Origin of the sequence: Tritonibacter mobilis (assembly GCF_001681715.1) — a bacterium.
Taxonomy (GTDB): Bacteria; Pseudomonadota; Alphaproteobacteria; order Rhodobacterales; family Rhodobacteraceae; genus Epibacterium; species Epibacterium mobile.
The window spans coordinates 1-22918 of the sequence record NZ_LNWY01000004.1; the positions used below are offsets into that span (position 1 = coordinate 1).

Below are 22918 nucleotides of genomic sequence, written 5' to 3' on the forward strand. Positions count from 1 at the left end.
AACAATGAGTCTGGAGCCTAATCCCCGTAGCGAACCTGAGATTAGTAGGTCACGTATGCTGGCCTATTGTTTTGCGTGCGAAACAATAGGTATGTAGTACTGACTTATATCTCTTTGGATGTCGATGCGCCCATACTAATCTTAGCCTGCTCACGTAGCGAGAGGCTACAAATTAAGCGGACGAATGGTGAGATATCGCTCAACTCGGTACGGCACCGTTTTCTCATTCGGGTGAGTGCAGATTACATGCTATGGTAGTTTCACCGCAAGGGAAGTCACCTTTGCATATTGTGTATTGACCTCTCAGGCTGCGTTCTGCAGTGCAGAGGAAAACAAGGTTCTAGTATTGAGGTAGATGAGGGAATGCTAAAACTTCTGGAGGCGCTCACGCGACAGCAGAAGGCGATGATTGTTCTGGTTTTGGATCTGGGGCTTCTGCCAGCTGCTTTGTTCTTTGCCTTGATGCTTCAGAATATGCCTTCATCTTCTCTAATCATCGTAGGGAAGATGCTACCCTTGATGCCGTATATACTACTCGGTACGGGTGGACTCTCATATTGGTTGGGTATCCCGCGTGTTCAGCTGATAGCTTATGAGCGTCATGCCGTCGGGTTAACAGCACTTGTCGCGCTGTTCGCTGCGCTGAGCGCGGCAACGCTGAGCGCCATTTTTGGTCCTGAGCTACCAGCGGGATTGTTTGTTGTTTTCGGCCTGATTTATCTACTGACAATGGTAGCAGCTCGTGCTTTTCTGCTTCAGGTGGTCTTAGCAGTTTACCGTAGGGCTCGCCCGCGTGCGCGGGTGTTGATATACGGCGCGGGTAATACGGGTACTCAGCTTGCTCAAGCATTGAAGGCTCACGATGGGATCGATCCAGTAGCGTTCGTTGACGACAATAAATCGTTGCAAGGGCTCATGTTAATGGGGCTCCCAGTGTATGCGCCGTCGCGTATCTCGGAAGTTGTAGAGGTCAGACGAATCAAACGTGTTTTGTTGGCGATGCCTTCTTTGAGTTCGCCTAAACAGGCCCGTATAATTCATCGTTTGCAAAACTTTGGGCTGGAGGTGCAGGCGCTGCCTTCCTTTGCCCAGCTTATTGGCGAAGAGGCTCTGGTGGAAAAGCTGACCCCGGTGGCCCCGCAGAGCTTTTTGAGCCGGGATGCCTGCGATATGCCGCTTCAGGCCAGTGCCGGGTCCTATGCCGGACGGGTGGTGCTGGTGTCCGGTGCAGGAGGGTCGATCGGGTCGGAACTCAGCCGTCAGCTGCTGGCCTGCCGCCCCACCAAACTGGTGCTTTATGAGCTGTCGGAACTGGCGCTTTACACCATCCACCAAGAACTCAGCCAGCAGCTTGAGGGTGCGGGGATTGAACTGGTCCCGGTCCTGGGGTCGGTCACCGATCCGCGTCAGGTGCGCCGGGTGCTGGAGCGCCATAAGGTGCAGGTGGTGCTGCATGCGGCTGCTTACAAACATGTGCCGTTGGTGGAAACCAACCCGCTGCCGGGGCTTGCGAACAATGTCTTTGGCACCCAGACGCTGGCCTCTGCGGCGGCGGAATTTGGGGTGGAGCGTTTCATTCTGGTGTCCTCGGATAAGGCGGTGCGCCCGACCAATGTGATGGGGGCGTCCAAGCGGATGGCGGAGCTGATCGTGCAGGATCTGGCCTCACGATGTGACCCAAGCGGCGACAGCTCTGCAGGGCGCACGGTTTTTACCATGGTGCGTTTTGGCAATGTGCTGGGCTCTTCGGGGTCTGTTATCCCGCTGTTTCAGGAACAGATCAGCCGCGGTGGTCCGGTGACGGTCACCGATCCGCAGGTCAAACGCTACTTCATGACCATCCGCGAGGCGGTGCAGCTGGTGCTGCAAGCCGGCGCTGAGGCCAAGGGAGGCGAGGTCTTTGTGCTGGATATGGGAGAGCCGGTCTCGATCCTGCAACTGGCCCGTCAGGTGATCGAGGCTGCAGGTTACAGCCTGCGCGACGCGGACCACCCGGAAGGTGATATCGCCATCGAGATCATCGGCCTGCGTCCGGGAGAAAAAATGCAAGAAGAGCTGACCCTGTCGAGCGAGCTGATCCGCACCGCCCATCCCAAGATCCTCTGCGCGCGCGAGGCGGTGCTCTCCGAGATCGAAGTGGCCGCCTTTATGCGGGCTCTGCGGCAGGCGGTTGCGGTGGGCGATGAAGAGGGCGCGCGCCAGATTATCCTACGCTGGGTCGAAGGCTATGTGCAGGCCGACCGGGATCGCAAGACGTCCTGAGTGCCACAGGTTGCAACAAAGCCGCTTTGACCGTTGATCGGCGTCAAAGGGTAGGGCAGTAAGCAAAACAACAGGTGGATATCTCCTGCTTGTCGGCCCCAGTTCGGCTCCCGTTCGACCTAGGTCCGCCCGGCAGGAAAAGACCAACAACAACGATAAGACTGAGCAAGGATAGCCGCGCGTGACTTTCCCGATCCCGACCCTGTCTGGCCCAAACGCGGGTCCGAGGTTTTATCCAAGCGCAAAATCTGCGCGCATCCTTCTGGCCTTGATGCTGAGTACGGGGCTTTCGCAGGCGCTGTTGGCCGACGAGAGCACGCCGCGTGGTTTTGCCTGGCCCGAAACCCCGAGCCTCAACTTTTATGGCAACCCCGGTGTGATCGACATGCCCAGTGCCGAGATGATGCCGGATGCGCAATTTGCCACCTCTGTCAGCAGCTTTGGCGGCATCACCCGTATGAACCTGCAGGTGCAGGCGCTGCCGTGGGTGTCGGTGGCCTTTCGTTATACGGAGACGCAGGACCGCAACCTGTTCAACTTTGGCGATTTCTACGACCGCAATTTCGATCTGCGGTTCCGTCTCTGGCAGGAGGGACGCTATCGTCCGGCAGTGGCGGTGGGGCTTCAGGATCTGGCGGGCACCGGGATTTATGGCGGTGAATATATCGTCGCCACCAAGACCATTACGCCGGATGCGCTGCCGGGGCAGTTTAAACTCTCTGCCGGTCTGGGCTGGGGGCGTCTGGGCTCCAGCGGGACCGTGGCAACACTTGGCAACCGACCGGGGTTTACGCCGGGCGATACCGGTGGGGAACTGGGCGTGGACCGCTGGTTCCGCGGCGATGTGGCCCCCTTTGCAGGGATCGAATGGCGGCACGGGCGCTGGGGCGTAAAGGCCGAATATTCCACGGATGCCTATACGCAGGAAACTCAGCAATCCAACGTCTTTGAGCGCAAATCGGATTTCAACTTCGGGGTTGAGTATCAGGCCAGCCGCCAGTTGCGGCTTGGGGCCTATTATCTCTATGGGTCGGAGTTTGGGATCTCGGCGCAGATCCAGATGAACCCGCGCCATCCGCCAACGCCCATGCAGGTGCCCGCACCCTCGCCGGTAGTGCCGCGCAGCACCTGGGCGCAGGATGAAGCACTCTGGACCACGGCCTGGGCCGACAGCAACAGCGCCAAGCTCAAGACCCGTGATCTCCTGGCGCAATCGCTGCGGCAGGATGGGCTTCTTCTGGAAAGCGTGACTTTGCGCGGCACCACGGCGGAAGCGCGTATTCGCAACACCCGCTATCAATCGCAGGCCCTCGCGGTGGGCCGGGCGGCGCGGGCGATGGCGCAGAGCCTGCCGCCTTCGGTCGAGACCTTCCGAATCGTGCCCACAAGCGGCGGGCTGGGGCTGTCGGCTGTGGTGGTGCGCCGCTCCGATCTGGAAGCGCTGGAATTTTCCCCCGAGGCCCCGGATGCGATCTGGGCGGTGGCGGCGGTGCAGGATGCTGGTGCGGCGGCTGAGGATGCGCTGTTGTCCGAAGACCTTTATCCGGCGTTTTCATACTCACTCAGCCCCTATACCTCGCCGTCCTACTTTGACCCTTCGGTGCCGTTCCGGATCGATTTTGGTGTGGACCTGAAGGCCAGCTACAGCCCGGCGCCGGGCTGGAAACTGGCAGGCGCAATCCGGCAGCGGATCTGGGGCAATGTGGCCGATGGGCGTCCGGGCACGTCGAACCTGCCGCAGGTGCGCACCGATCAGCGTGAATATGCGCAGGCCGACACCACGCTGGAACAGCTTTATGTGGAACGGCGCTGGAGCGCGGGCCGCAACCTCTATGCGCGCGCCTCGCTGGGTTATTTCGAGAGCATGTATGGCGGGCTGTCCGGCGAGATCCTGTGGAAGCCGGTGGATAGCCGTCTGGGTCTTGGGGCCGAGCTCAATTACGTGCGCCAGCGTGATTTTGATCAGCGTCTGGGCTTTCGTGACTATGATGTGCTGACAGGCCATGCCTCGGCCTATCTGGAGCTGCCAAAGAACTACTTGCTGCAGGTGGATGCGGGCCGCTATCTGGCCGGGGATATCGGCACCACGGTGTCGCTGACGCGCACCTTCAACAATGGCTGGGAGCTTGGCGGGTTCTTTACGGTGACCGATGTCTCGGCAGAGGATTTTGGCGAAGGCTCCTTTGACAAGGGTATCAGGCTGACCATTCCGCTGAACTGGCTTCTGGGGCAGCCCTCGCGCAACGCATACAGCATGACCATCCGCCCGGTGCAGCGCGATGGCGGCCAGCGCGTCGAGGTGCCGGGACGGCTCTATGAACAGGTGCGTGGCGCACATCGCAAAAGTCTCGGCGAGCAGCGGGCGAGGTTCTGGGAATGAAACATCTGATTTATGCCCTTGGCCTATGTGCCATGCTGGGGGCCTGCGCGCAGGGGCCAGAGGACACACCGCTGGAGCTTGAGGTGGGCGGTTTGATCCGTGACCAGATCCAGCAACGCTTTGGGGGCGGTAGCAAACCGCAGCCGCCAACCCTGACGCGGGCGCTTTTGGCCAGCATCAAGGACCCGCATGTGGAGGTGGTGATCGAAGAGCAGGATCTGCGCGATTACCTGACCCTGCAGATGGCGCGGCGGGACGATGAACCGGGCCGGATTGAGCTGTGGCGCAGTATCGACAATATCAGCTTTGGCTTTCGCGATGGCATGCTGATCTCGACCCGGGGCCTCAGGGGCGGCATGATCACAGCGCAAGTGCCCGCAGACGGGCAGGGCGCTATGGGGCCTGCTGCGGGCGGGCAACGCAGCTACCTGTTCCGCGGCGATGACAGCGGATCTTATCGCGTCACGCTGGCCTGTGAGCGGCGCGATCTGGGCCGGGTCTCCTTGGAGGTGGTCGAGCGCGCCTACCCCACACGCCGCCTGCAGGAACGCTGCAGTGACGGCAAAGGGGGCGAGGTGGTCAATGATTACTGGGTCGACCTCTCTGGCGGGCGCATACGCCAGTCGCGGCAATGGGCCGGGCCCGTCATTGGCTATATCCGAACCCGTCAGGTGGTGGATTGAGCCTAAGGCGCGGTCTGCTCTCTGATTTCAAAAGGTTGCATCTGTGCGGCCAGGTATCTGGCGCGCAATTGCCACCCTGGATTGCCCCATCAGCAAAAGAGCGCGCGTTTTTTCGGCAACGACAGAATAAAAACTGAAATGTAAGGATCTAGCTGTTATAGACCACGTTGAAATGTTCAATGCTCTCACTTAGGGTGAGATTAACGGTCCTCAATCTCCATAGGAGTATTAAGATATGAAGAAACTTCTCGCAGTCTCCGCAATTGCAGTATTGGCCGCAAGCGGTGCAATGGCGCAAGCAACCAGTGGTGCCGCAACAGGTGGCGGTGCTGGCGGTACAGGTGCAGCAGCCGGCGCAGGTGCCGGCGCGAGTGCCGGTGCAGGCCTCGGTTTGGGTGTTGGCGGTCTGGGTGCCGCAGGTATTGCAGCAGGCGTTGTTGCCGCTGCCGTTGTTGTTGGTGTTGTTGTCAGCGATGATGATGAGACTGCGACCACCACCACCAATTGATCTGCAGTACGCTCTAGGGTCACCCCTCGAGGGGCGTGAAGCAGAACCAAAATCGAGACGGGTCCTTTTGGAAAGGGCCCGTTTTGCATGTGGTTTCATCTATCTGTTGCATGGTTGCTGATGGGCGCGTTTCAGTGGAACCATCAAGATAGGGCAGTTTACCTTTGGCAAAAGGATTTTGCACTGTGCCTCTGACCTCGCCCAAGGGTCTGATCGTATCAATCTACGCGCGCTCACGCGCCGAAACAAGAGCACCAAAACGCGGTCAAAAACTAGATCTGGTGGCGAGATGGTGCAGCTCTGTGACGCAAATGTATGTTTAGGGAATTATCTTGCGAATCCAGCTTGGTAGCCGTTCTGGATCAAAAGGCCGATCGTCTCGAGGTGTAAAGCTAAGAACTGGCTGGCTTACAACGAAGCGCAGAAACAGCGTGGTTCTCTGACGCTCCGGTTCGATCTGGACATGGTGGTCTTGGGTGCGGCCGCCGAATAGCAAACGAGGCCAATAGCCGCTCTATAGTGGCACTGCGACCCCAAATTGCTTAACGATGAAAGTCCTTTTCGGAATGTCTTTCTAAGAACTGACACGTGAGGTGCCGATCAGAGACCGGCGCGGCTGAACACTCCGAAGATATTGCCGACTAAATTAGAGATCGTCAGTGCGTCATTGATCGGGCTTTCGGTAGCCATAACCAGATCACCGGGATTGATTTGAAAGTTGCGGGCCGAAAATAGCCCGTCTGCAGTGGTCAAATCGAGAGTGAACACCACCCTTGTTTGCCGTGGCCCCCGCACGCCCGGCGCCACCGCAGAGGCCGGGTACTCACGTAGAACGAGCAGCCCCTTGGGATCGGCTTTGCTGTCTTGGAACCCGCCGGAAATCGACAGCGCATCCATTGCCGACACTTCATCTTTGGTGAAAATATGGAGATCCTCGGTGCCTGTGGCTCCAAACGAAAGGAAGTAACGCTCATCTTCTTCAACAAAGACCCGATCGCCGCCGCGCAGCAGTGTGTCCTTTTGCGGATTGTTGAGCAGGCTGTCCACCGAGGTGCCATAGAGTCGACCTGCGCGCATCAGCCGAATTTGCGGATTGTTGAGGCCTGCTGCGATCCCACCACCGGCGGCAATCAACCCCATCACGGAATAGTTGCGATCGGGCATAGGGTACGTGCCAGGGCTGATTACACCTGACACCAAATCGACTGAGTTGTTGCGTCCCTCGATCATGTCGAGTTGCAGCTGGGCGGAGGGGACAATGGCCTCTAGTTCCTGCTGCAATTTTTTGCGGGCCAACTCAGGAGTTAAGCCGTTGACATTCACATCGCCTACGTAGGGCAGGAACACCGACCCATTGGCGGTCACGCGTACGTCTTGCAGTTGTACCATCTTTTGCTCGACCGAGGTCAGTAGTGAATTGTCGTTGCTGTCCCATATTCTAAGTGTCAGCCGATCTCCAGCTTGGATGATTTGCGTCTTAGGGCCTTGGCTGGCGCGAATCCAGCCAAGGGTCTCTTGTTTGCCGGTGGGGGGCCAATGGGCAACGGTGGGCAGGAACGCCCGGTTGACCGCATAGAGCGCAAAATCCGCATCCGCATCGGCAGCTGATTTCAGAATTTCCTCGCTGGCAGGGGCTCCGCCGGGCAGGCGAGAGCAGGCGGCAGGGAGAAGAGCGACGGAGACGGCCGCGACCAGAAGCGAGAGTTTCAGCATACAGTCCTTGTCCCGATGGCGCTCGGGGCGTGTTTGTGAATATGTTGCAGGCACCATACTGGTGGGGGGCGTATCGTCAATGATTGCCCCCTTGCAAACAGGACCCAAGAGCAATGACCCGCGCGTCTGTGACATTCCTGCTGACCCCGCTTGTGCTTGGTGCCACCGGCCGGATCGGGCGCGCGCTGCGGTATCGCTGGGGGCCGGAGGCGGCGCTTTGGCAGGCGCGGCGCGCGCAGTCTGGCGCCCATTGGCATGTGTTTGACCCGCTGGCACAGCCGGAGACATTGGCACAGGCGGCGCAGGCGGCCGGGCAGATCCTCTGTCTGGCGGGCACCGTGCCTGCGCGCGGGGAGGATCTGGCGCTCAATACCCATCTGGCAGAGGCCGCGGTGCGTGCGGGGGCTGCGGCTGGCGTGCGGGTGGTGCTGATCTCATCAGCGGCGGTTTACGGTGCGGGGCAGGGGGCTTTGCACGAAGAGACCCGCCTCTCACCCGCCAGCCCCTATGGTGCGGCCAAGGCCGATATGGAAGCGCGCGCCCGCGCATTGGCGGCAGAACTGGGGGTAGAGGTCTCGGTGCTGCGGATTGGCAATATCGCCGGATTCGATGTGATCCTCGGGGGCTGGAAACCCGGATTTCGTCTGGATCAGTTCAAAGACGGGCGCACACCGCGGCGCAGCTACATCGGGGTGCTGACGCTGGCCGATGTGATCGCGGCCCTGATGGAAGCACCGAATCTGCCGGACGTGCTCAATATCGCCCAGCCCGGCCCGATCGAAATGGGCGCGTTGTTGCAGGCAGCAGGGCGGGATTTTGCCACAGTGCCAGCGCCGGATGCGGCGATTGCAGAGGTGGCGCTTGACCTTGGACGCCTGAGCGGGTTCTTGGCCCCCAAGATGCAGCTGCATGTGGCGGATCCGGTGCAGATGGTGGCTGAAATGGCCTTATTAGAGCCACATACAAAGGATGAAGCCAGCCCATGACATGGGACAAGCGATTGTTTGACCTCTTTTTCGCGACGCTGTTGATCGTGATCCTTGGCCCGATCCTTTTGGGGCTGCTTTTGTGGCTGCTCTGGAAAGAAGGCCGCCCGGTGTTCTATGTGGCAGAGCGGATGAAGGGCATAAATCGCCCATTTAGACTCTGGAAACTGCGCACCATGACCCTTGTTGACGAGGACAGCGGCGTCTCGGGCGGTGACAAGGCGGCCCGTGTCACCAAAACCGGCGCATGGCTGCGCTCAAAGCGGCTGGATGAGTTCCCGCAGCTCTGGAACATCCTCAGGGGCGATCTGTCCTTTGTGGGGCCGCGCCCGCCGCTTCGGCAATATGTCGAAGCCCATCCCGAGATCTACGCAGAGGTGCTGAAGTCGCGCCCCGGCGTGACAGGGCTGGCCTCGATTGCCTACCACAGACATGAGGCGATGCTGTTGGAGCGCTGCGCCACGCGCGAGGAGACCCATGCGGTCTATTCCCGCATCTGCGTGCCCGCAAAAGCGCGGCTGGATCTGATTTATCAGCGCCATCAGAATATGTGCTACGATTTTGATCTGGTGTTTCAGACCATTGGCAACCTGTTCCGGCGCGGACGCTGAGTTTAACGGCGTAGGGGCGGTTGGGAAAAGCCAGCGCTGGCGATCCTCCGCTTGGCTAACTGTCAAAGTTGCAATTTCAAACCCATCGCACGAACTGGTGTTGCATGAAATTAGCAGTTATACAGAGCACGGATAGTCAGCTTTCTGCTAAAGGATTGTCATGCAGATTACCCCTGTTCTTCTCTGTGGTGGCTCTGGCACGAGGCTCTGGCCACTGTCGCGAAAGAGCTATCCCAAGCAATTTGTGCCCTTGATGGGTGAAGAAACCCTGTTTCAGGCCTCTGCCAAACGGCTGTCGGGCGCCGGTGTCGGGTTTGCGTTTGGCGCACCGATGGTGCTGACCAATTCCGATTTCCGCTTTATTGTGACGGAACAGCTTCAGGCTGCGGGCATTGATCCCGGTGCGATCCTGATTGAGCCTGAAGGGCGCAACACTGCCCCCGCCGTATTGGTCGCGGCGCTTCGGGCGCAGGCGCAGGATCCGGAGGCCGTGCTCTTGGTGGCTCCCTCAGATCATGTGATACCTGATGTTGACGCGTTCCACGCCGCCGTTGCGCAGGGGCTTGTGGCGGTGAGTGAGGGGCAGATGGTGACCTTTGGCATCACCCCCACCCATGCGGAAACCGCCTATGGGTATCTTGAACTCTCCGCAGCGCCTGATGCGGCGGGCCGCCCGGTGGCGCTGAAGCAGTTTGTGGAAAAACCCGATGCGGCGCGCGCTGCCGAGATGCTGGCGGCGGGCAATTTCAAATGGAACGCGGGGATCTTCCTGTTCCGGGCCGCTGATATCATCGCCGCCTTTGAGGCCCACGCCCCCAACCTGATGGCACCGGTTGCAGCCGCACTGAAGGACGCAGAGGTGGATCTTGGGTTTTTGCGACTGGCCCCGGAGCCTTGGGCGCAGGCGGCGGATATCTCGATTGACTATGCGGTGATGGAGAAAGCCAAGAACCTCTCCGTGGTGCCCTTTGATGCGGCCTGGTCGGATCTGGGCGGCTGGGATGCGGTCTGGCGCGAGGCGGGACCGGACGACAATGGCGTCGTGGTCAGCGGTGCGGCGACGGCGATCGACTGTTCCGATACCTTGTTGCGCTCTGACAGCGACCGGCTGGAAGTGGTCGGCATCGGCCTTGAGGGCATCATGGCGGTGGCGATGAATGACGCGGTTCTGGTGGCGGATAAATCCCGCGCGCAGGATGTGAAGCTCGCGGTGCAGGCGCTGAAAGACAAAGGTGCGGCGCAGGCCACCACCTTCCCCAAAGATCACCGCCCCTGGGGCTGGTTTGAAAGCCTGGTGGTGGGAGGGCGTTTTCAGGTCAAACGCATTCTGGTCCACCCCGGTGCCTCCCTGAGCCTGCAAAGCCATTTTCACCGCTCTGAACATTGGATCGTGGTGGAGGGCACTGCGCGGGTGACGGTGGATGATGAGGTCAGGCTGGTGACTGAAAACGAGAGCGTCTACATCCCGCTTGGCGCAGTACACCGCATGGAAAACCCCGGCAAAGTGCCGATGGTCTTGATCGAGGTGCAGACCGGGGCCTATGTGGGGGAGGATGACATTCTTCGCTATGAGGACGTCTACGCCCGGGAGTAAGGTTCATGAAGATCGCAGTTGCAGGGCTTGGCTATGTTGGCCTTTCCAATGCCGTTTTGCTGGCTCAGCACAATGAGGTTGTCGCCACCGACATCGCGGAAAACCGGGTGGAGATGGTCAATGCTCGGCAATGCCCGATCATCGACCCCGAGTTGGAAGATTTCCTGACCACCCACAGTCTGAACCTGACCGCGACCACGGATGCGGCGGCGGCCTACAGCGGCGCTGATTACGTGGTGGTGGCAACGCCGACCAATTACGACCCGCGGCACAATTCCTTTGACACCTCCAGCGTCGAGGCGGTGATCGCAGCCGTCATGGCCGTCAACACCACCGCCACCATCGTCATCAAATCCACGATTCCGGTGGGGTTCGTCATGGATGTGCGGGCGCGGCTGGGAACCGATCAGGTGATCTTTTCCCCCGAGTTCCTGCGCGAAGGCCGCGCGCTTTATGACAATCTGCATCCCAGCCGGATCATCGTTGGCGAGCGGTCCAAGCGCGCCAGGATCTTTGCCGATCTGCTGTTGGAGGGCGCCGAGGAAGAGGCGGTGGACACCCTCTTTACCGATCCAAGCGAAGCCGAGGCGGTGAAACTCTTTGCCAATACCTATCTCGCGATGCGGGTGGCGTTTTTTAATGAATTGGATTCTTACGCCATGGCCGGGGGCATGGACACCCGCCAGATCATCGAAGGCATCAGCCTCGATCCGCGCATCGGCGGCCATTACAACAACCCCTCTTTTGGCTATGGCGGCTACTGCCTGCCCAAGGACACCAAGCAGCTTCTGGCCAATTACGATCAGGTGCCGCAGAACCTGATCCGGGCCATTGTCGACGCCAATCGTACCCGCAAGGATTTCCTCAGCGATCAGATCCTGATGAAAGGCCCCAAGGTGGTCGGCATCCACCGGCTGGTGATGAAGGCGGGATCAGACAATTTCCGTCAGTCCTCCATTCAGGGCATCATGAAACGTCTCAAAGCTAAAGGCATCGAGGTGATCGTCTATGAGCCGGTGCTGACGGAAGATCACTTCTTTCACAGCCGGGTCATCCGCGATCTTGACGCCTTTAAGTCCGAGGCCGATCTTATCGTGGCAAACCGGATGAGCGAAGAGATCCGCGATGTCTCTGACAAGGTCTTTACGCGCGACCTGTTTGAGGCGGACTAAGAAAGAAGAAATCATGCAAACCGTTCTTGTAACCGGCTCCGCCGGCTTCATTGGCTTTCACCTCAGCAAGCTGCTTTTGAAACATGGGGCACATGTTATCGGGCTGGATGCGTTCAGCGACTACTATGATGTCTCGCTGAAAGAGCGGCGTCATGCGATGCTGGAAGATGCCGCAGGGCAGGGTACGGGGCGCTTTGTGCCGGTCATTGGCCGGATTGAAACCCCAGGATTACTGGCGGATCTGCTTGCGTCCTATAATCCAGATATTGTTGTGCATTTGGCGGCTCAAGCTGGTGTGCGCCACTCCATTGAGAATCCGCGTTCCTATTTGGAAAGCAACCTCATGGGGACGTTTGAGCTGCTGGAGGCTGCCCGCGCACATCCACCCAAACATATGCTGCTTGCATCGACCTCATCGGCTTATGGCGCCAATACCAACATGCCATATCAAGAGACCCAGAAGGCTGATCACCAGATGTCCTTCTATGCGGCGACCAAAAAATCGACCGAGCATATGGCGCATTCCTATGCACATCTCTTCGATTTGCCGATCACGATGTTTCGGTTCTTTACCGTCTATGGGCCATGGGGGCGGCCGGATATGGCTCCCACGAAATTCACCAAGGCGATCCTCGAAGGCCGTCCTATCAATGTCTATAATCACGGCGACATGCAGCGGGACTTTACCTACGTTGAGGATCTGGTGGAGGCGATCCGGCTGCTGATGGCCGCACGTCCCGAGCGCCCCTGTGATGCTCATGTGCCAGAGGGAGACAGCCTGTCACCGGTGGCACCGTTCCGTGTGGTCAATATCGGCAACTCCAACCCAGTGCAGCTTAGCGACTACATAAGCGCCATTGAGCGAGCCACGGGCATTACGGCACAGCGTAATCTGATGCCGATGCAGCCGGGCGATGTCCCCGCGACCTGGGCCGATATCCAACTCTTGGAGCGGCTCACCGGATATACACCGCAGACCTCTGTTGAAGAGGGCGTGTCCCGCTTCGTGGCGTGGTATCAGGAGTATGTTGCTACCAATAAGATCAAGTAGCTTTATCAAAGCAGGCGGTACTGAACGGTGGTAGCGCGTAATCGGCGACATGGGATCAGCAACACTCGTGAAAGCCCTTGGGCCCCCAGTGTCTTTAGATCACAAAAATACGCTCAGCGCCGTCTCATTGGCGGGCAGGAGGCCACTCTTCCTTGAGGAATTCGGGCCAGAGAAAGGGGGGTCGGACTTAAGGTCCTCATGCCATTTTCCACACATTACGCAGCAAGCGGCCGGAGCGCGTTTTCATATGTCCGGTCACATGACCCAGTATACCTATGAAAACAGATCCTAAATGTGGATGGCCGAGTGGCTGGTTTCTCCTGAAGTCGCTGACCTCAGGAAATTTTCTAGCGCAAGTAGGGTCAACATGCCAGCCCCGACAACGGCCCCCACTTTCACATGTTAGATCCTTTGCCCCCTAGGGTCAGGATGCATTGATTTCGGTCGCACTGCCTGATTCACGGCTCCGAAAATGAAGCTGTGACATGAGCGATCTTTTCTGGCTGACCGACGCGCAAATGGGGCGTCTGGAACTTTTCTTTCCGAAGTCACACGGAAAGCCCCGGGTCGATGACTAACGCGTTCTGAGTGGGACAATATTCATCAATCGCAATGGGTTAAGTGACGTGCCCCCCTGAAATGTCCGCGTTTTGAAGTTAGCCTGTTCTCCACATGAGGAGACAGACAATGCGGAAAAGCCGATTCAGCGAAGAGCAGATCATTGGCATCTTGAAGGAGCATCAGGCCGGGATAGGTGCCAAGGAACTGTGCCGTAAGCACGGCATTAGCGATGGCACGTTCTACAAATGGTGCTCGAAGTATGGCGGTATGGAAGTGTCCGAGGCCAAGCGGCTGAAGGCCCTGGAGGCCGAGAACGCCAAGCTTAAGAAGATGCTTGCGGAGCACATGCTCGACGTTGCCACACTCAAGGAAATTCTGGGAAAAATGTATGGTCCGCCCCGCGGTTGCAAGTTGTTGGATGACGTCTTTGGCTTGCGTAAATGTATCCGGCCTCTGATCAGTGGCTGGTTTTGCCAGCCAGGCCTTGATGAGATCCGCACCTCGGGTTCCAGATTACTAGCTCCGGGATCATGTCCCTCTTTTTTGCGCGTAGCTTACCTGATCAGCCCCACTTGAGTGGTCCAATTTGATTGTTAGTGCATGATCGACCTTTGGTCCATCTGGACGACGGTTTCCGGGGCCGGAGGGCGGTAGCCCAGACCACTATGTGGGCGTTTCGTGTTGTAGTGCTTCCTCCATTCTTCGATCAGGATTTGTGCTTCTCGCAGGCTGTAGAAGATTTCGCCATTCAAGAACTCATCTCTGAACCGGGCGTTGAAGCTTTCACGGTATCCGTTCTCCTAGTGTGAGCCGGGTTCCATGTAAGCCGTCTTTGCGCCGATGGCTTTGATCCAGTCCTGCACGGCCTGTGCAACGAAGCGAGCCATTGAAGGCGCTATTGGTTCGAGCCCAATGGCGAGCGGGCCATTGTCAGACTGAATAAACGAAGGCACACCGCGCAGGATGAACAGGTCGCTCAGCGAATAGATGACGTTGCCGGAGTTCAGCTTGCGATCTACGCGGATTGCCAAGCATTCTCGGCTGTATTCGTCGATGATGTTGAGCGTGCGGAACGCCTTTCCGTCATCAGTCCGGCAATGCACGAAGTCGTAAGACCAAACATGACCACGGTGTTCTGGCCGTAGCCGAACTCACGATCCGTCATTCAGCCAAAGACGCCCCTTCTTTGGTTGTTTAATGGGCACTTTCAGCCCCTCTCGTCGCCACAGCCTTTCGAACGGCTTGTCATTCACATGCCAGACTGCATCTCTCAGCAGCGCTGCGATCCGACGATAGCCATAGCGGCCATATTGCCGGGTCAGCTCGATCATGTCGGCCACCAATCGTTCTTCATCCAGGCGACCAACTGGCACCCTACGCTGCGTGGATCGGTGTTATCTCAGAACGCGGCACGCGCGGCGTTCCGAGACATTCAACTCACCACAAACGCGATCAATGCAAGCACGGCGACGAGCGGGGCTCAGAAGTTTCCCTTCGCGGCTTCCCCCAAGATCAGCTTGTCCAAGGTCAGATCAGAAACGGCCTTGCGAAGCCGCTCATTCGCTTTCTGCAGCCGCTTCAGTTCCTTCAATTGGTCCGTGCCCATTCCACCGTACTTCTTCTTCCAGCGGTAGTAAGTTTGTTCAGTCACCCCAATCTGCCGGATCGCATCCAGACGCGGCATCCCTTGCCCCGTCAGAACTTCAACCTGTCGCAGCTTCGTGACAATCTCCTCGGGCTTTTGTCGCTTGTTGGCCATGTGTTTACTCCGTTTTCCTAAACATAGCGGAGGGCCACTTCAATGGGGGAAGACCAAGCTTTGGCGTGGGCTACCTTATTCCAGAGCTGTTCATCGCGGCTGTACTGGCGATCATCGCGTTTTTCACCGCAGGGACGGGCGGTGCAGCGTTGGCTGCGCGTATCGCGACCTACACTGGCAAGGTTACAGCTGCACTGTCCAAAGCTGGCCGCGCCGGGCAGGCCCTGTTGCGTGTATTCACGTTCCTGAAGTCGATCAGCGGCAAGATGATCGACCTCATCAAAGCGTTGAAGGGTAAGATTGATGAGGTGGCTGAGGGCGTGACGAACGGGATCACACGGATCACGCGGCGTTCTGGTAAGCGGGTGAGAGACCCCACTGACATGCCCTGCTTCAACAGACCGCCTAACTCGACACGACAAGAGTTTATAGATCAGCTCACCGAACAGGAGGCTGCGATCAACAACAGCGATCTGTCAGAATTGATGCGGAGAAGGGCGCTGGTCGAAGCAAATGGGACGGGCAAGTTCCGGGATGCGGCCGCGCAGAGAAATGCACGGTCACAATGGATACGCAACAAGATTGATGAACTAATAGATCAACATGGGCTAATCGAAGCCGAACGCTTGGCCGAGTTAGAGGCGTCAACGCTGGATGCAACGCATGTGCTTGACATCGTAGCCGGCGGGGATCCATCCAATATTTCCGGCTTGCAAAATCGCAGTGTAAACCGCTCACTTGGCAGCCAATGGCGTGGAAAGGTCGATGATCTGGATCGCGCTCTCGCTGATCAGGCCAGACAAGGTGCAGTAAAGGCAAACATACGGCTCAGACCGTGTTGAGGATAGTAACATGAATGAACTTGAGGTGATAATCGACCGCAACGGGCCTCTGATGGACGTACAGCCCGTGCCTGATGAGGTCATTGCTGCCTATCGTGGAAAAGTACCCGGTATGCTTTTGGAATTCTGGGAAACGCAAGGTACGGGATCTTGGGTCAAAGGATTATTTAATGTCTGCACGCCAGGAGATTTCGATGGACTTCTCTCCCAAGTCTTTCACGCTGACAAAGATTTTTCGCATGCGGATTGTCATATCTTTGGATATTCGGCATTTGGAATCATTTTTGCATGGAGCGAACGACATGGAGTCATGGATATAAATCTTCTCCGGAATGAGGTCATTGCAAGTGGTCTCACGAAGGAAGGCAGTCCGGGCCCTTCGAAGAATGCCCTGACTGCGCTCCTATTCCGTTTAACGAAAGACGACTCTCTCGACGCCTACGACGATGATGATAATAAGCTCTTCTCGCGCACGGTGAAGACGCTTGGGCGACCAGAACCCGGTCAGGCGTTCGGCTTTTTCCCGGCCCTCACCATGGGTGGCGCGCCAAAGTTGGAGAATATAAAGATCGTTCCGGCGCTGGAACATTTTCTCTTCCTCGCGCAGCTCCAGCAGTTTCAACTCGTCGATTATCTCTCCCAGCCGCCAAGAGTTGTGCGATCCATCGGATAGCTGTTCGCCCCCCGAGGCTAGTTTGTTCACAAGCGTTTTTGAAGCAAGACGATGACCATTGCACAGGACTTTGAGTATTTCGAAGAGAGATTTGGTAAGCCCACTTCATTTGCGGCTGCGTCGGAGGATGTCTTACAGCGACTCGCAAAGCATGTACCCGGCGTCATGATCGAGTATTGGCAAAAATTTGGGTTTTCAACGTTTCTGGACGGATACTTCCAACTGGTAAATCCGGAGGACTACGCTGTGCCATTGACCGAATGGATCAAAGGCACAGAGTTTGAAGGCAAGGATACGTATCATGTCTTTTCAAGAACATGCTTTGGTGACTTGCGCGTTTGGGGTGAAATAACGGGCCGTGATTTTCACCTCGACATTTTACTTGATGCGCTCATCATCAGAAAGAAAAATGACGCCGCTGGCATTGCTGCAGGTAAAGCTAATGTCTTGGGAGAAGATGCTTTCTTCGATCTAGATCCCAAGCCAGGGGACCTTCGAGATCGTTTGCTGCGGGCAGCCCAACAGCGTTTGGGGTCTTTGGGGGCCGATCAAATATACGGGTTTTCACCGGCTCTACAGCTGGGCGGAGAAATTGATGCCGCCAATCTGAAAATTGTGCTCGCCGCTTCGCACCTAACAGTGCTGGCCGGTCTAAGTGAAAAGCCCGTTATTGGAATGGATGGCCTCGCGAAGCGCGCGTTTGGCTCCGGCGCAGATGAGAGTTTGGACGAAGCTTTCAAGAAACTTTAGAGTGGTGTCCTTTGCTCTTTGCCTGCTTTGCCAAAGCCCCTAGCCCAGACCGGCGCGCAGACAGTCGTGGATGTGCAGCAGTCCCGCCACCCGATCCTCATCATCCAGCACAAACAGCGCCGAGATTTTGCGGCTGTTCATCTCATGCAGCGCCTCAGAGGCCAGCGAGCCGCGCCGGATCACCTTGGGGCCACGGGTGGCCACTTCGCCCGCAGTGCGCGCCATCAGCCCGTCCATATTGCGGCGCAAATCGCCGTCGGTGATGATACCCGTGAGGCGGCCACCCTCGACCAGCCCCGCAAGGCCAAAACCCTTGGCGGTCATGGTCAAAAGCGCCTCGGACATCGGGGTGTCCGGCGCCACGAGGGGCAGGGCCTCGCCCGTGTGCATCAGCCCATCCACCAGCATCAGCTGCGCGCCGAGCTTGCCGCCGGGGTGGAAGACCTTGAAATCCTCGCGCTCAAAGCCGCGCCGCTTCATCAATGCCACCGCCAGCGCATCGCCCATCGCCAGCGTCGCCGTGGTCGAGGTGGTGGGCGCCATGCCGATGCCGCAGGCCTCTGGCGCATCGGGCAGCAACAGCACCACATCGGCCTGGGTCGCGAGGGTGCTGTCGGCCTTGCGGGTGATGGCAATCAGCGGGATCGCAAAACGGCGGCTATAGGTGACGATATCGGCCAATTCAGACGTCTCGCCGGAATTGGAAATCACCAAGCAGACATCGCGCGGCGTCACCATGCCAAGATCACCGTGGCTGGCTTCGGTGGCATGTACAAATTGCGCCGGCGTCCCCGTCGAGGCCAGGGTGGCCGCGATCTTATTGCCGATATGGCCGGATTTGCCGACGCCCGACACAATCACGCGCCCTTCCATGGCCTCGAGGATCTCTACCGCCCTGAGCTGCGCATCGCCCACCTCGGCGGCCATTCGCGTCAGCGCGGCCGCTTCAACGGTCAGCACGCGGGCCATTTCGGCAAGGGTTTCATCACAGGTCAGTACTCGCGGTGTCATGGCGCGGTCTCCGTCGGGGTGGCACTATGTCTCCTTGTGTATTCGGCATAGAACGGAATGGCCAGTGATAGAATTGAGCAAGATGCGTTGAGCTTGTACCGCATATAATGATCTGAATTGACCAGGTTTTATGTGATATCGGGAGTTAGTATATCAAGCTGTTATTTATCTGAAGCGAGTGTTGCGTTGATGGCGAGAAACGTAGCGAGGGGGACTCTGAATCGCCCCATGTTTGCCGGAGATCCAGAACTAAGGATACTGGGTCATGGGAGAGATGAAGTACGGAACACGCTATCCAGCGGAACTGCGCGCGCGCGGTGCGGATGGTCTTGGATCACGAGACAGAATACGCGAGTAGATCGGCGGCTATATTGTCGATCTCTCAGAAGGTTGGGTGCCGTTGGGACAGCTTGCGCATCTGGGTCAAGCAGTATGAGACGGATACAGGCCAGCGCGACGGCGTGACCTCGGTAGAGCGGGATTGCATCAAGGAACTTGAGCGTGAGAACCGGCAGCTGCGTCAGGCGGAGCTCGACCGACCATTCTGCAAATGATTGCCTTCATCAAGGATCATCGAAGTATACATGTGGTCGAACCGATCTGCCGGGTTCCGCAAATCGCCCCTTCTACCTTATATTAACGCCTTGCCGTCGAGCGTGATTCTGGCCGGGCATCTGATCGTGCCAAGCGCGATGCGTATCTGTGCAAGGAGATGAAGGCAGTTTGGGAGAGGAACAGGTCTGTCTATGGCGCGCGCAAACTTTGGCATGCAATGAGGCGCGAGAAGATTGATATTGCCCGCTTCACGGTCGAACGTCTGATGCGTCAGCTTGGCATTCAAGGCGTCGGCAACGCAGGACACGCAGTTTGTTCTGGATCCACTCGAACAAGCAATCCATGCCCGCAGGCCAGCCGAGAAATTGGTCCATCATCCAGATCGCGGCAACCAAAATGTATCGATCAAGTACATCGAGCGATTGGTAGATGCCGGGCTGGAACCTTCCGTTGGCAGTGTCGGAGACATTTATAACAACGCTTTCGCCGAGGCCGTCATCGGCCTGTTCAAAACCGAAGTCATCAATCGACTGGGGCCTTGGAAATCCAAAGATCAGGTCGAATGGGAAACCTTGCAATGGGTGGATTGGTTCAACAAAGAGCACCTGCTTGAGTCGCTTGGTTACATCACACCAATCGAAGCGGAGGAGAAGTACGAACGAGCCTTGAAGTCAGACAAAATCGCAGCTTGAAATACGAACTCAAGAGTCGCCGGCAAAACCGGGGCGATTCATATCTCCGGCGAGCCGTATTTGGCTTCAGTACCTCTACGCAGAACCCGGCATCCAAGCTGTTCGACATTCGCCACCTCAAAACTCTCCGGCTATGCCAGTCCATGACCGCCACGAGATGCAGGAAGCCCCGACGCATCGGGACATAACTGATGTCTGGACGCCCAACCTGATTGGATCGGGTCATGGGCGGATCGCTGAGCAAGTACGGACAAATCTTGTACGCCGGATGCTTCTTGCTGGTTTTGGGCTTCTGAAAAATCGGCGCCAGACACATGAGCCTCATCAGCCGTCGCACCCGATGGCGCCCGCATCTCTGCCCCTCCCGCTACATGTGGCGGTCTATATGCCGCGAGCCGAACCAGGGCGCTTCTAGGAGCTGCCCGTCGATGATTCCCATGAACGTCAGGTTCTCGGGGCTTTCGCCGCACGGGTGATATTTGAAGCTGGAGCGCACCAGAGACAACAGGCTGAACTGCCGCCGGACGCTGAGATAGGGATATCCTGCTTCACCGCTCTCAGCCTCCAGTGCCGAGGATGCGACTGGAGGCTTCCGACAAAAATCGCGTTCCTCGACCAACAGGCCGGTCTTGGCGTGCAACTTTTCGACATCTTTCTTGGAAATCCCCGACTCGGTCGAGGCGGCACCGCCAAACACTGATGCCACGTTCTCGATCACCGTTCTCTTTCAACCGCTGATTATTGTGGGATGGGCCACGTGGATCTTGGCCAGCTCGGCCTTCACCTACTCGTCATGGATGGCTTTGAGCGCAACTTTGGCCTTGCACTCAGCCGAACGAATAGGGTTTCCACTTCGTCATCTGCGATATTCCTTCGTCAGTCGCTGCAGTTTAGCAACTGGTCCGAAATATTGCGACCACCTCAGCACTCCGGCATTGACCAGTAGCGCTAAACATTGGCCCATTTCATTATTCGGGGTCAGTTGTTGATGATGAACTTGTTTGATGTCCGGAGGTTCACAAGTCCAATGGTCATCAACACCAGAGAAAGCAAGATTACATAGATCCAGGAGATGTATGCACCTTCGTATTCAGGGTAGAAGCCAACACGAAGCGATCCAATAATGTGAATTAGCGGATTCCACCACAAAACCGTTTGAAAACTGTTCGGCAAGCTGTCGAAAAGGTAGAAAACTGCGGAAATAAAGAACATCGGACGCGTCAAAATTTTCCAGATACTGCGCCACGATGGGAGTATCTCGAACAGAGTTGCGTTCATTAGCCCAACAGCGCCTCCAAGTATCATGGCGAGGCTTAGAGCCATGAAGATGTGCGGAAAGCTAGCCACAAAACTGACTTTAGAATAGATAGATAAGCCTGAAAACACGATAAGAGCAACTGTCAACTCTGTAAGCGCGATTAGGGTGAAGCGCCCGAGTACTACATCCGTATGCGTCACCGCAGGATAGAATAAAAGTGCTTTGTTTTGAGTGATGCACGAAGAAATTTTCGATTGTGTGCTGTTGTATATACTGAATGGAATGTAACCGGTAGCGTAAAAAAGAGGAAAGCTGTCGCCAAGCGGCGGCTGCTTGAAGATGATTGAGAAAGCAAGGGTAAAAACCACGATAATGCCTATCGGCTCCAACACGGCCCAAACATACCCAAGAGACGACCGACCGAACGTCGTAGCCATCTCACGCATCAGGAGCGCTGCAACTACACGCGCCGTCTGAAACGGAATTTTCCTTCTTGCCAACACCATGGACGGCTCTGGAGCTCGATTTTCAGATTGGACTTGATCAGGTTTTTCAGTCATGCGCCTGCGGTCGCTTGTAGGAGCGTAATGGTTTGAAACGAGTCGCAGCTACGTATAGAGCATTACCAAGAAAAACAAACCTCTCCCTGAAGACAAGCCGCGTTCAGTGAAGCTAGGAACTAACTAGGTGACAGTAACTCCAGTGGTCTCAAACTCGCCCAAAGCCCCCGCTCACAAGGTCCCGCAACCAGCGAGAAATGCAAGAATGCGGGGTCGACATAAGCTTCTACTCGCTTCATTCGCTGGCATGGTACTTCTGCCTGTTTGCCTAATCGTCGGCTACTTGTTTTCACGGGCGGCCGATCAATTCGTCTCAGAGATGTCGTTCTCCATTCGATCCGAAGAATTTGTCAACCCGCTCGATGCCTTGGCGGGGCTCGGCCAGCTATCGACCGGCACAACATCAGATGCTGACATCGTACATGAGTTTATCGGCAGCCAGAAAATCGTGAGAACAATCGATGCACGTGTCAATCTGCGCAAAATCTATTCAAGTGCTGAAGGTGACCCGGTTTTCACCATCGCACCTGACGTCTCGACCGAAGGTCTTGTTGCTCACTGGCGCCGGATGGTTCAAGTCAGTTACGACAAGGGAAGCGGCCTAATCCACGTCGCCTCTTTTGCGTTCGACCCCGCCTCTGCTGAAACCATTAATAAGGCTATACTATCTGAGTCGCAGCTGCTCGTTGACAAACTTAGCCTGCTTGCCCGTGAAGATGCGACAAAATACGCGAAGGCCGACTTGGATGATGCGCGAACGCGTCTAAAAACAGCACGACAAAATTTAAGTCGTTTCCGCGCGGAAGCGCAAATTATTGATCCATCGATCAATGTGCAAAGCCAAAGCGGCGTGAGCGCAGCTCTTCAACAGCAACTTGCCGAAGCATTGATTGACCTTGATCTACTTGAGGGAAGTATCTCCAACGTAAACGATCCGCGGGTCGAGCAAGCTGTACGCCGGATCAAAGCGATCGAAAACCGCCTTGAGGGCGAACGACAGAACTTATCGTCGGGTGTTGATCGTGGGATGGTAAACATCGTCGGAGATTACGAGGCACTTATTGTCGAGCGCGAGTTCGCCGAACAGGCTTTTCTCGCCGCAGCGGCAGCTTATGACAGCGCTAAAGCCGAAGCGAAGCGTCGGACTAAATATCTCGCCGTCCACATAGAACCCACCATAGCGGACACCTCTCTGTACCCTAGAAAACCATTAGTCATTGCTGTCTCCACTGCATTTCTCATCTTAATTTGGGCCGTCTCCATTATGGTTGCATATTCTGTACGTGACAGGCGCTAA

The 22918-nt window shown here is 56.9% G+C and carries 17 protein-coding genes, 5 pseudogenes and 1 other annotated feature; of the genes and pseudogenes, 17 read left to right on the top strand and 5 right to left on the bottom strand.

All coding sequences use genetic code 11. The features are described 5' to 3' along the window. Positions 1-363: 363 nt before the first annotated feature. The 5 genes and pseudogenes from UB90_RS03215 to UB90_RS23045 form a co-directional block, all read left to right on the top strand. A complete protein-coding gene (locus tag UB90_RS03215; RefSeq protein ID WP_065326145.1) occupies positions 364-2262 on the top strand; it encodes a polysaccharide biosynthesis protein in 1899 nt (632 codons plus the stop codon). Positions 2263-2443: 181 nt separating this feature from the next. Next, a complete protein-coding gene (locus UB90_RS03220) occupies positions 2444-4642 on the top strand; it encodes a YjbH domain-containing protein (RefSeq protein ID WP_081285510.1) in 2199 nt (732 codons plus the stop codon). Further along, positions 4639-5325 (top strand): YjbF family lipoprotein, encoded by a 687-nt coding sequence (locus UB90_RS03225; RefSeq protein ID WP_065326146.1) that lies wholly within the window; start codon positions 4639-4641, stop codon positions 5323-5325. The genes UB90_RS03220 and UB90_RS03225 overlap by 4 nt, the downstream gene beginning before the upstream one ends. A 235-nt stretch (positions 5326-5560) precedes the next feature. Continuing rightward, a complete protein-coding gene (locus UB90_RS03230; protein WP_065326147.1) occupies positions 5561-5833 on the top strand; it encodes a hypothetical protein in 273 nt (90 codons plus the stop codon). 361 nt (positions 5834-6194) lie between these two features. Next, positions 6195-6405 (top strand): annotated as a pseudogene (locus UB90_RS23045) (transposase); the annotation flags it as partial. Between the two features lie 28 nt (positions 6406-6433). Here the strand turns inward: UB90_RS23045 and UB90_RS03235 are convergent. Beyond that, the gene (locus UB90_RS03235) at positions 6434-7546 is read right to left on the bottom strand and encodes a polysaccharide biosynthesis/export family protein (protein WP_065326148.1); all 1113 of its coding nucleotides are present in this window, start codon (positions 7544-7546) and stop codon (positions 6434-6436) included. 113 nt (positions 7547-7659) lie between these two features. On the opposite strand from UB90_RS03235, the gene UB90_RS03240 reads away from it, so the two are divergent. The 7 genes and pseudogenes from UB90_RS03240 to UB90_RS03265 all read left to right on the top strand — a co-directional run. Beyond that, complete coding sequence (locus UB90_RS03240) at positions 7660-8532, top strand: NAD-dependent epimerase/dehydratase family protein (RefSeq protein ID WP_065326149.1); 873 nt, start codon at positions 7660-7662, stop codon at positions 8530-8532. Continuing rightward, positions 8529-9143 (top strand): sugar transferase, encoded by a 615-nt coding sequence (locus UB90_RS03245; protein ID WP_065326150.1) that lies wholly within the window; start codon positions 8529-8531, stop codon positions 9141-9143. Before UB90_RS03240 ends, UB90_RS03245 begins: the two co-directional genes overlap by 4 nt. Before the next feature lie 160 nt (positions 9144-9303). Further along, the gene (locus tag UB90_RS03250) at positions 9304-10737 is read left to right on the top strand and encodes a mannose-1-phosphate guanylyltransferase/mannose-6-phosphate isomerase (protein ID WP_065326151.1); all 1434 of its coding nucleotides are present in this window, start codon (positions 9304-9306) and stop codon (positions 10735-10737) included. Positions 10738-10742: 5 nt separating this feature from the next. Beyond that, the gene (locus tag UB90_RS03255) at positions 10743-11909 is read left to right on the top strand and encodes a nucleotide sugar dehydrogenase (protein ID WP_065326152.1); all 1167 of its coding nucleotides are present in this window, start codon (positions 10743-10745) and stop codon (positions 11907-11909) included. Between the two features lie 13 nt (positions 11910-11922). Beyond that, a complete protein-coding gene (locus UB90_RS03260) occupies positions 11923-12960 on the top strand; it encodes a GDP-mannose 4,6-dehydratase (protein ID WP_065326153.1) in 1038 nt (345 codons plus the stop codon). 485 nt (positions 12961-13445) lie between these two features. Continuing rightward, positions 13446-13535, top strand: a pseudogene (locus tag UB90_RS22705) (IS5/IS1182 family transposase); the annotation flags it as partial. Positions 13536-13647: 112 nt separating this feature from the next. Further along, a pseudogene (locus UB90_RS03265) lies at positions 13648-13905 on the top strand (transposase); the annotation flags it as partial. Positions 13906-14114: 209 nt separating this feature from the next. On the opposite strand, the pseudogene UB90_RS03270 reads toward UB90_RS03265, so the two are convergent. Further along, positions 14115-15280: pseudogene (locus tag UB90_RS03270) on the bottom strand (IS3 family transposase). 65 nt (positions 15281-15345) lie between these two features. Between UB90_RS03270 and UB90_RS03280 the strand changes: the two are divergent. From UB90_RS03280 to UB90_RS03290, 3 genes are read left to right on the top strand one after another with little or no spacing between them, the layout of a single operon-like run. Beyond that, positions 15346-16122, top strand: coding sequence for a polymorphic toxin type 15 domain-containing protein (locus UB90_RS03280; protein WP_065326155.1), 777 nt, complete (start codon positions 15346-15348; stop codon positions 16120-16122). 10 nt (positions 16123-16132) lie between these two features. Continuing rightward, complete coding sequence (locus UB90_RS03285) at positions 16133-16795, top strand: GAD-like domain-containing protein (RefSeq protein WP_065326156.1); 663 nt, start codon at positions 16133-16135, stop codon at positions 16793-16795. Between the two features lie 51 nt (positions 16796-16846). After that, entirely contained in the window at positions 16847-17545 is a 699-nt protein-coding gene (locus UB90_RS03290; RefSeq protein ID WP_065326157.1) for a GAD-like domain-containing protein, read from the top strand. A gap of 39 nt (positions 17546-17584) precedes the next feature. Here the strand turns inward: UB90_RS03290 and UB90_RS03295 are convergent, their stop codons facing one another. Beyond that, complete coding sequence (locus UB90_RS03295; protein WP_046002287.1) at positions 17585-18556, bottom strand: KpsF/GutQ family sugar-phosphate isomerase; 972 nt, start codon at positions 18554-18556, stop codon at positions 17585-17587. Between the two features lie 265 nt (positions 18557-18821). Between UB90_RS03295 and UB90_RS03305 the strand changes: the two are divergent. Beyond that, positions 18822-19803, top strand: a pseudogene (locus UB90_RS03305) (IS3 family transposase). After that, positions 19073-19181 (top strand) — a sequence feature (AL1L pseudoknot). Its footprint overlaps the pseudogene before it by 109 nt. 367 nt (positions 19804-20170) lie before the next feature. On the opposite strand, the gene UB90_RS03310 reads toward UB90_RS03305, so the two are convergent. Next, positions 20171-20521, bottom strand: a complete 351-nt coding sequence (locus tag UB90_RS03310; RefSeq protein ID WP_065326159.1) for a hypothetical protein — start codon at positions 20519-20521, stop codon at positions 20171-20173. Between the two features lie 260 nt (positions 20522-20781). Further along, positions 20782-21621 (bottom strand): ABC transporter permease, encoded by an 840-nt coding sequence (locus UB90_RS03315; RefSeq protein ID WP_081285511.1) that lies wholly within the window; start codon positions 21619-21621, stop codon positions 20782-20784. 247 nt (positions 21622-21868) lie between these two features. Here UB90_RS03315 and UB90_RS03320 point away from each other — a divergent pair, with 247 nt between their 5' ends. Then, entirely contained in the window at positions 21869-22918 is a 1050-nt protein-coding gene (locus UB90_RS03320; RefSeq protein ID WP_131818805.1) for a sugar transporter, read from the top strand.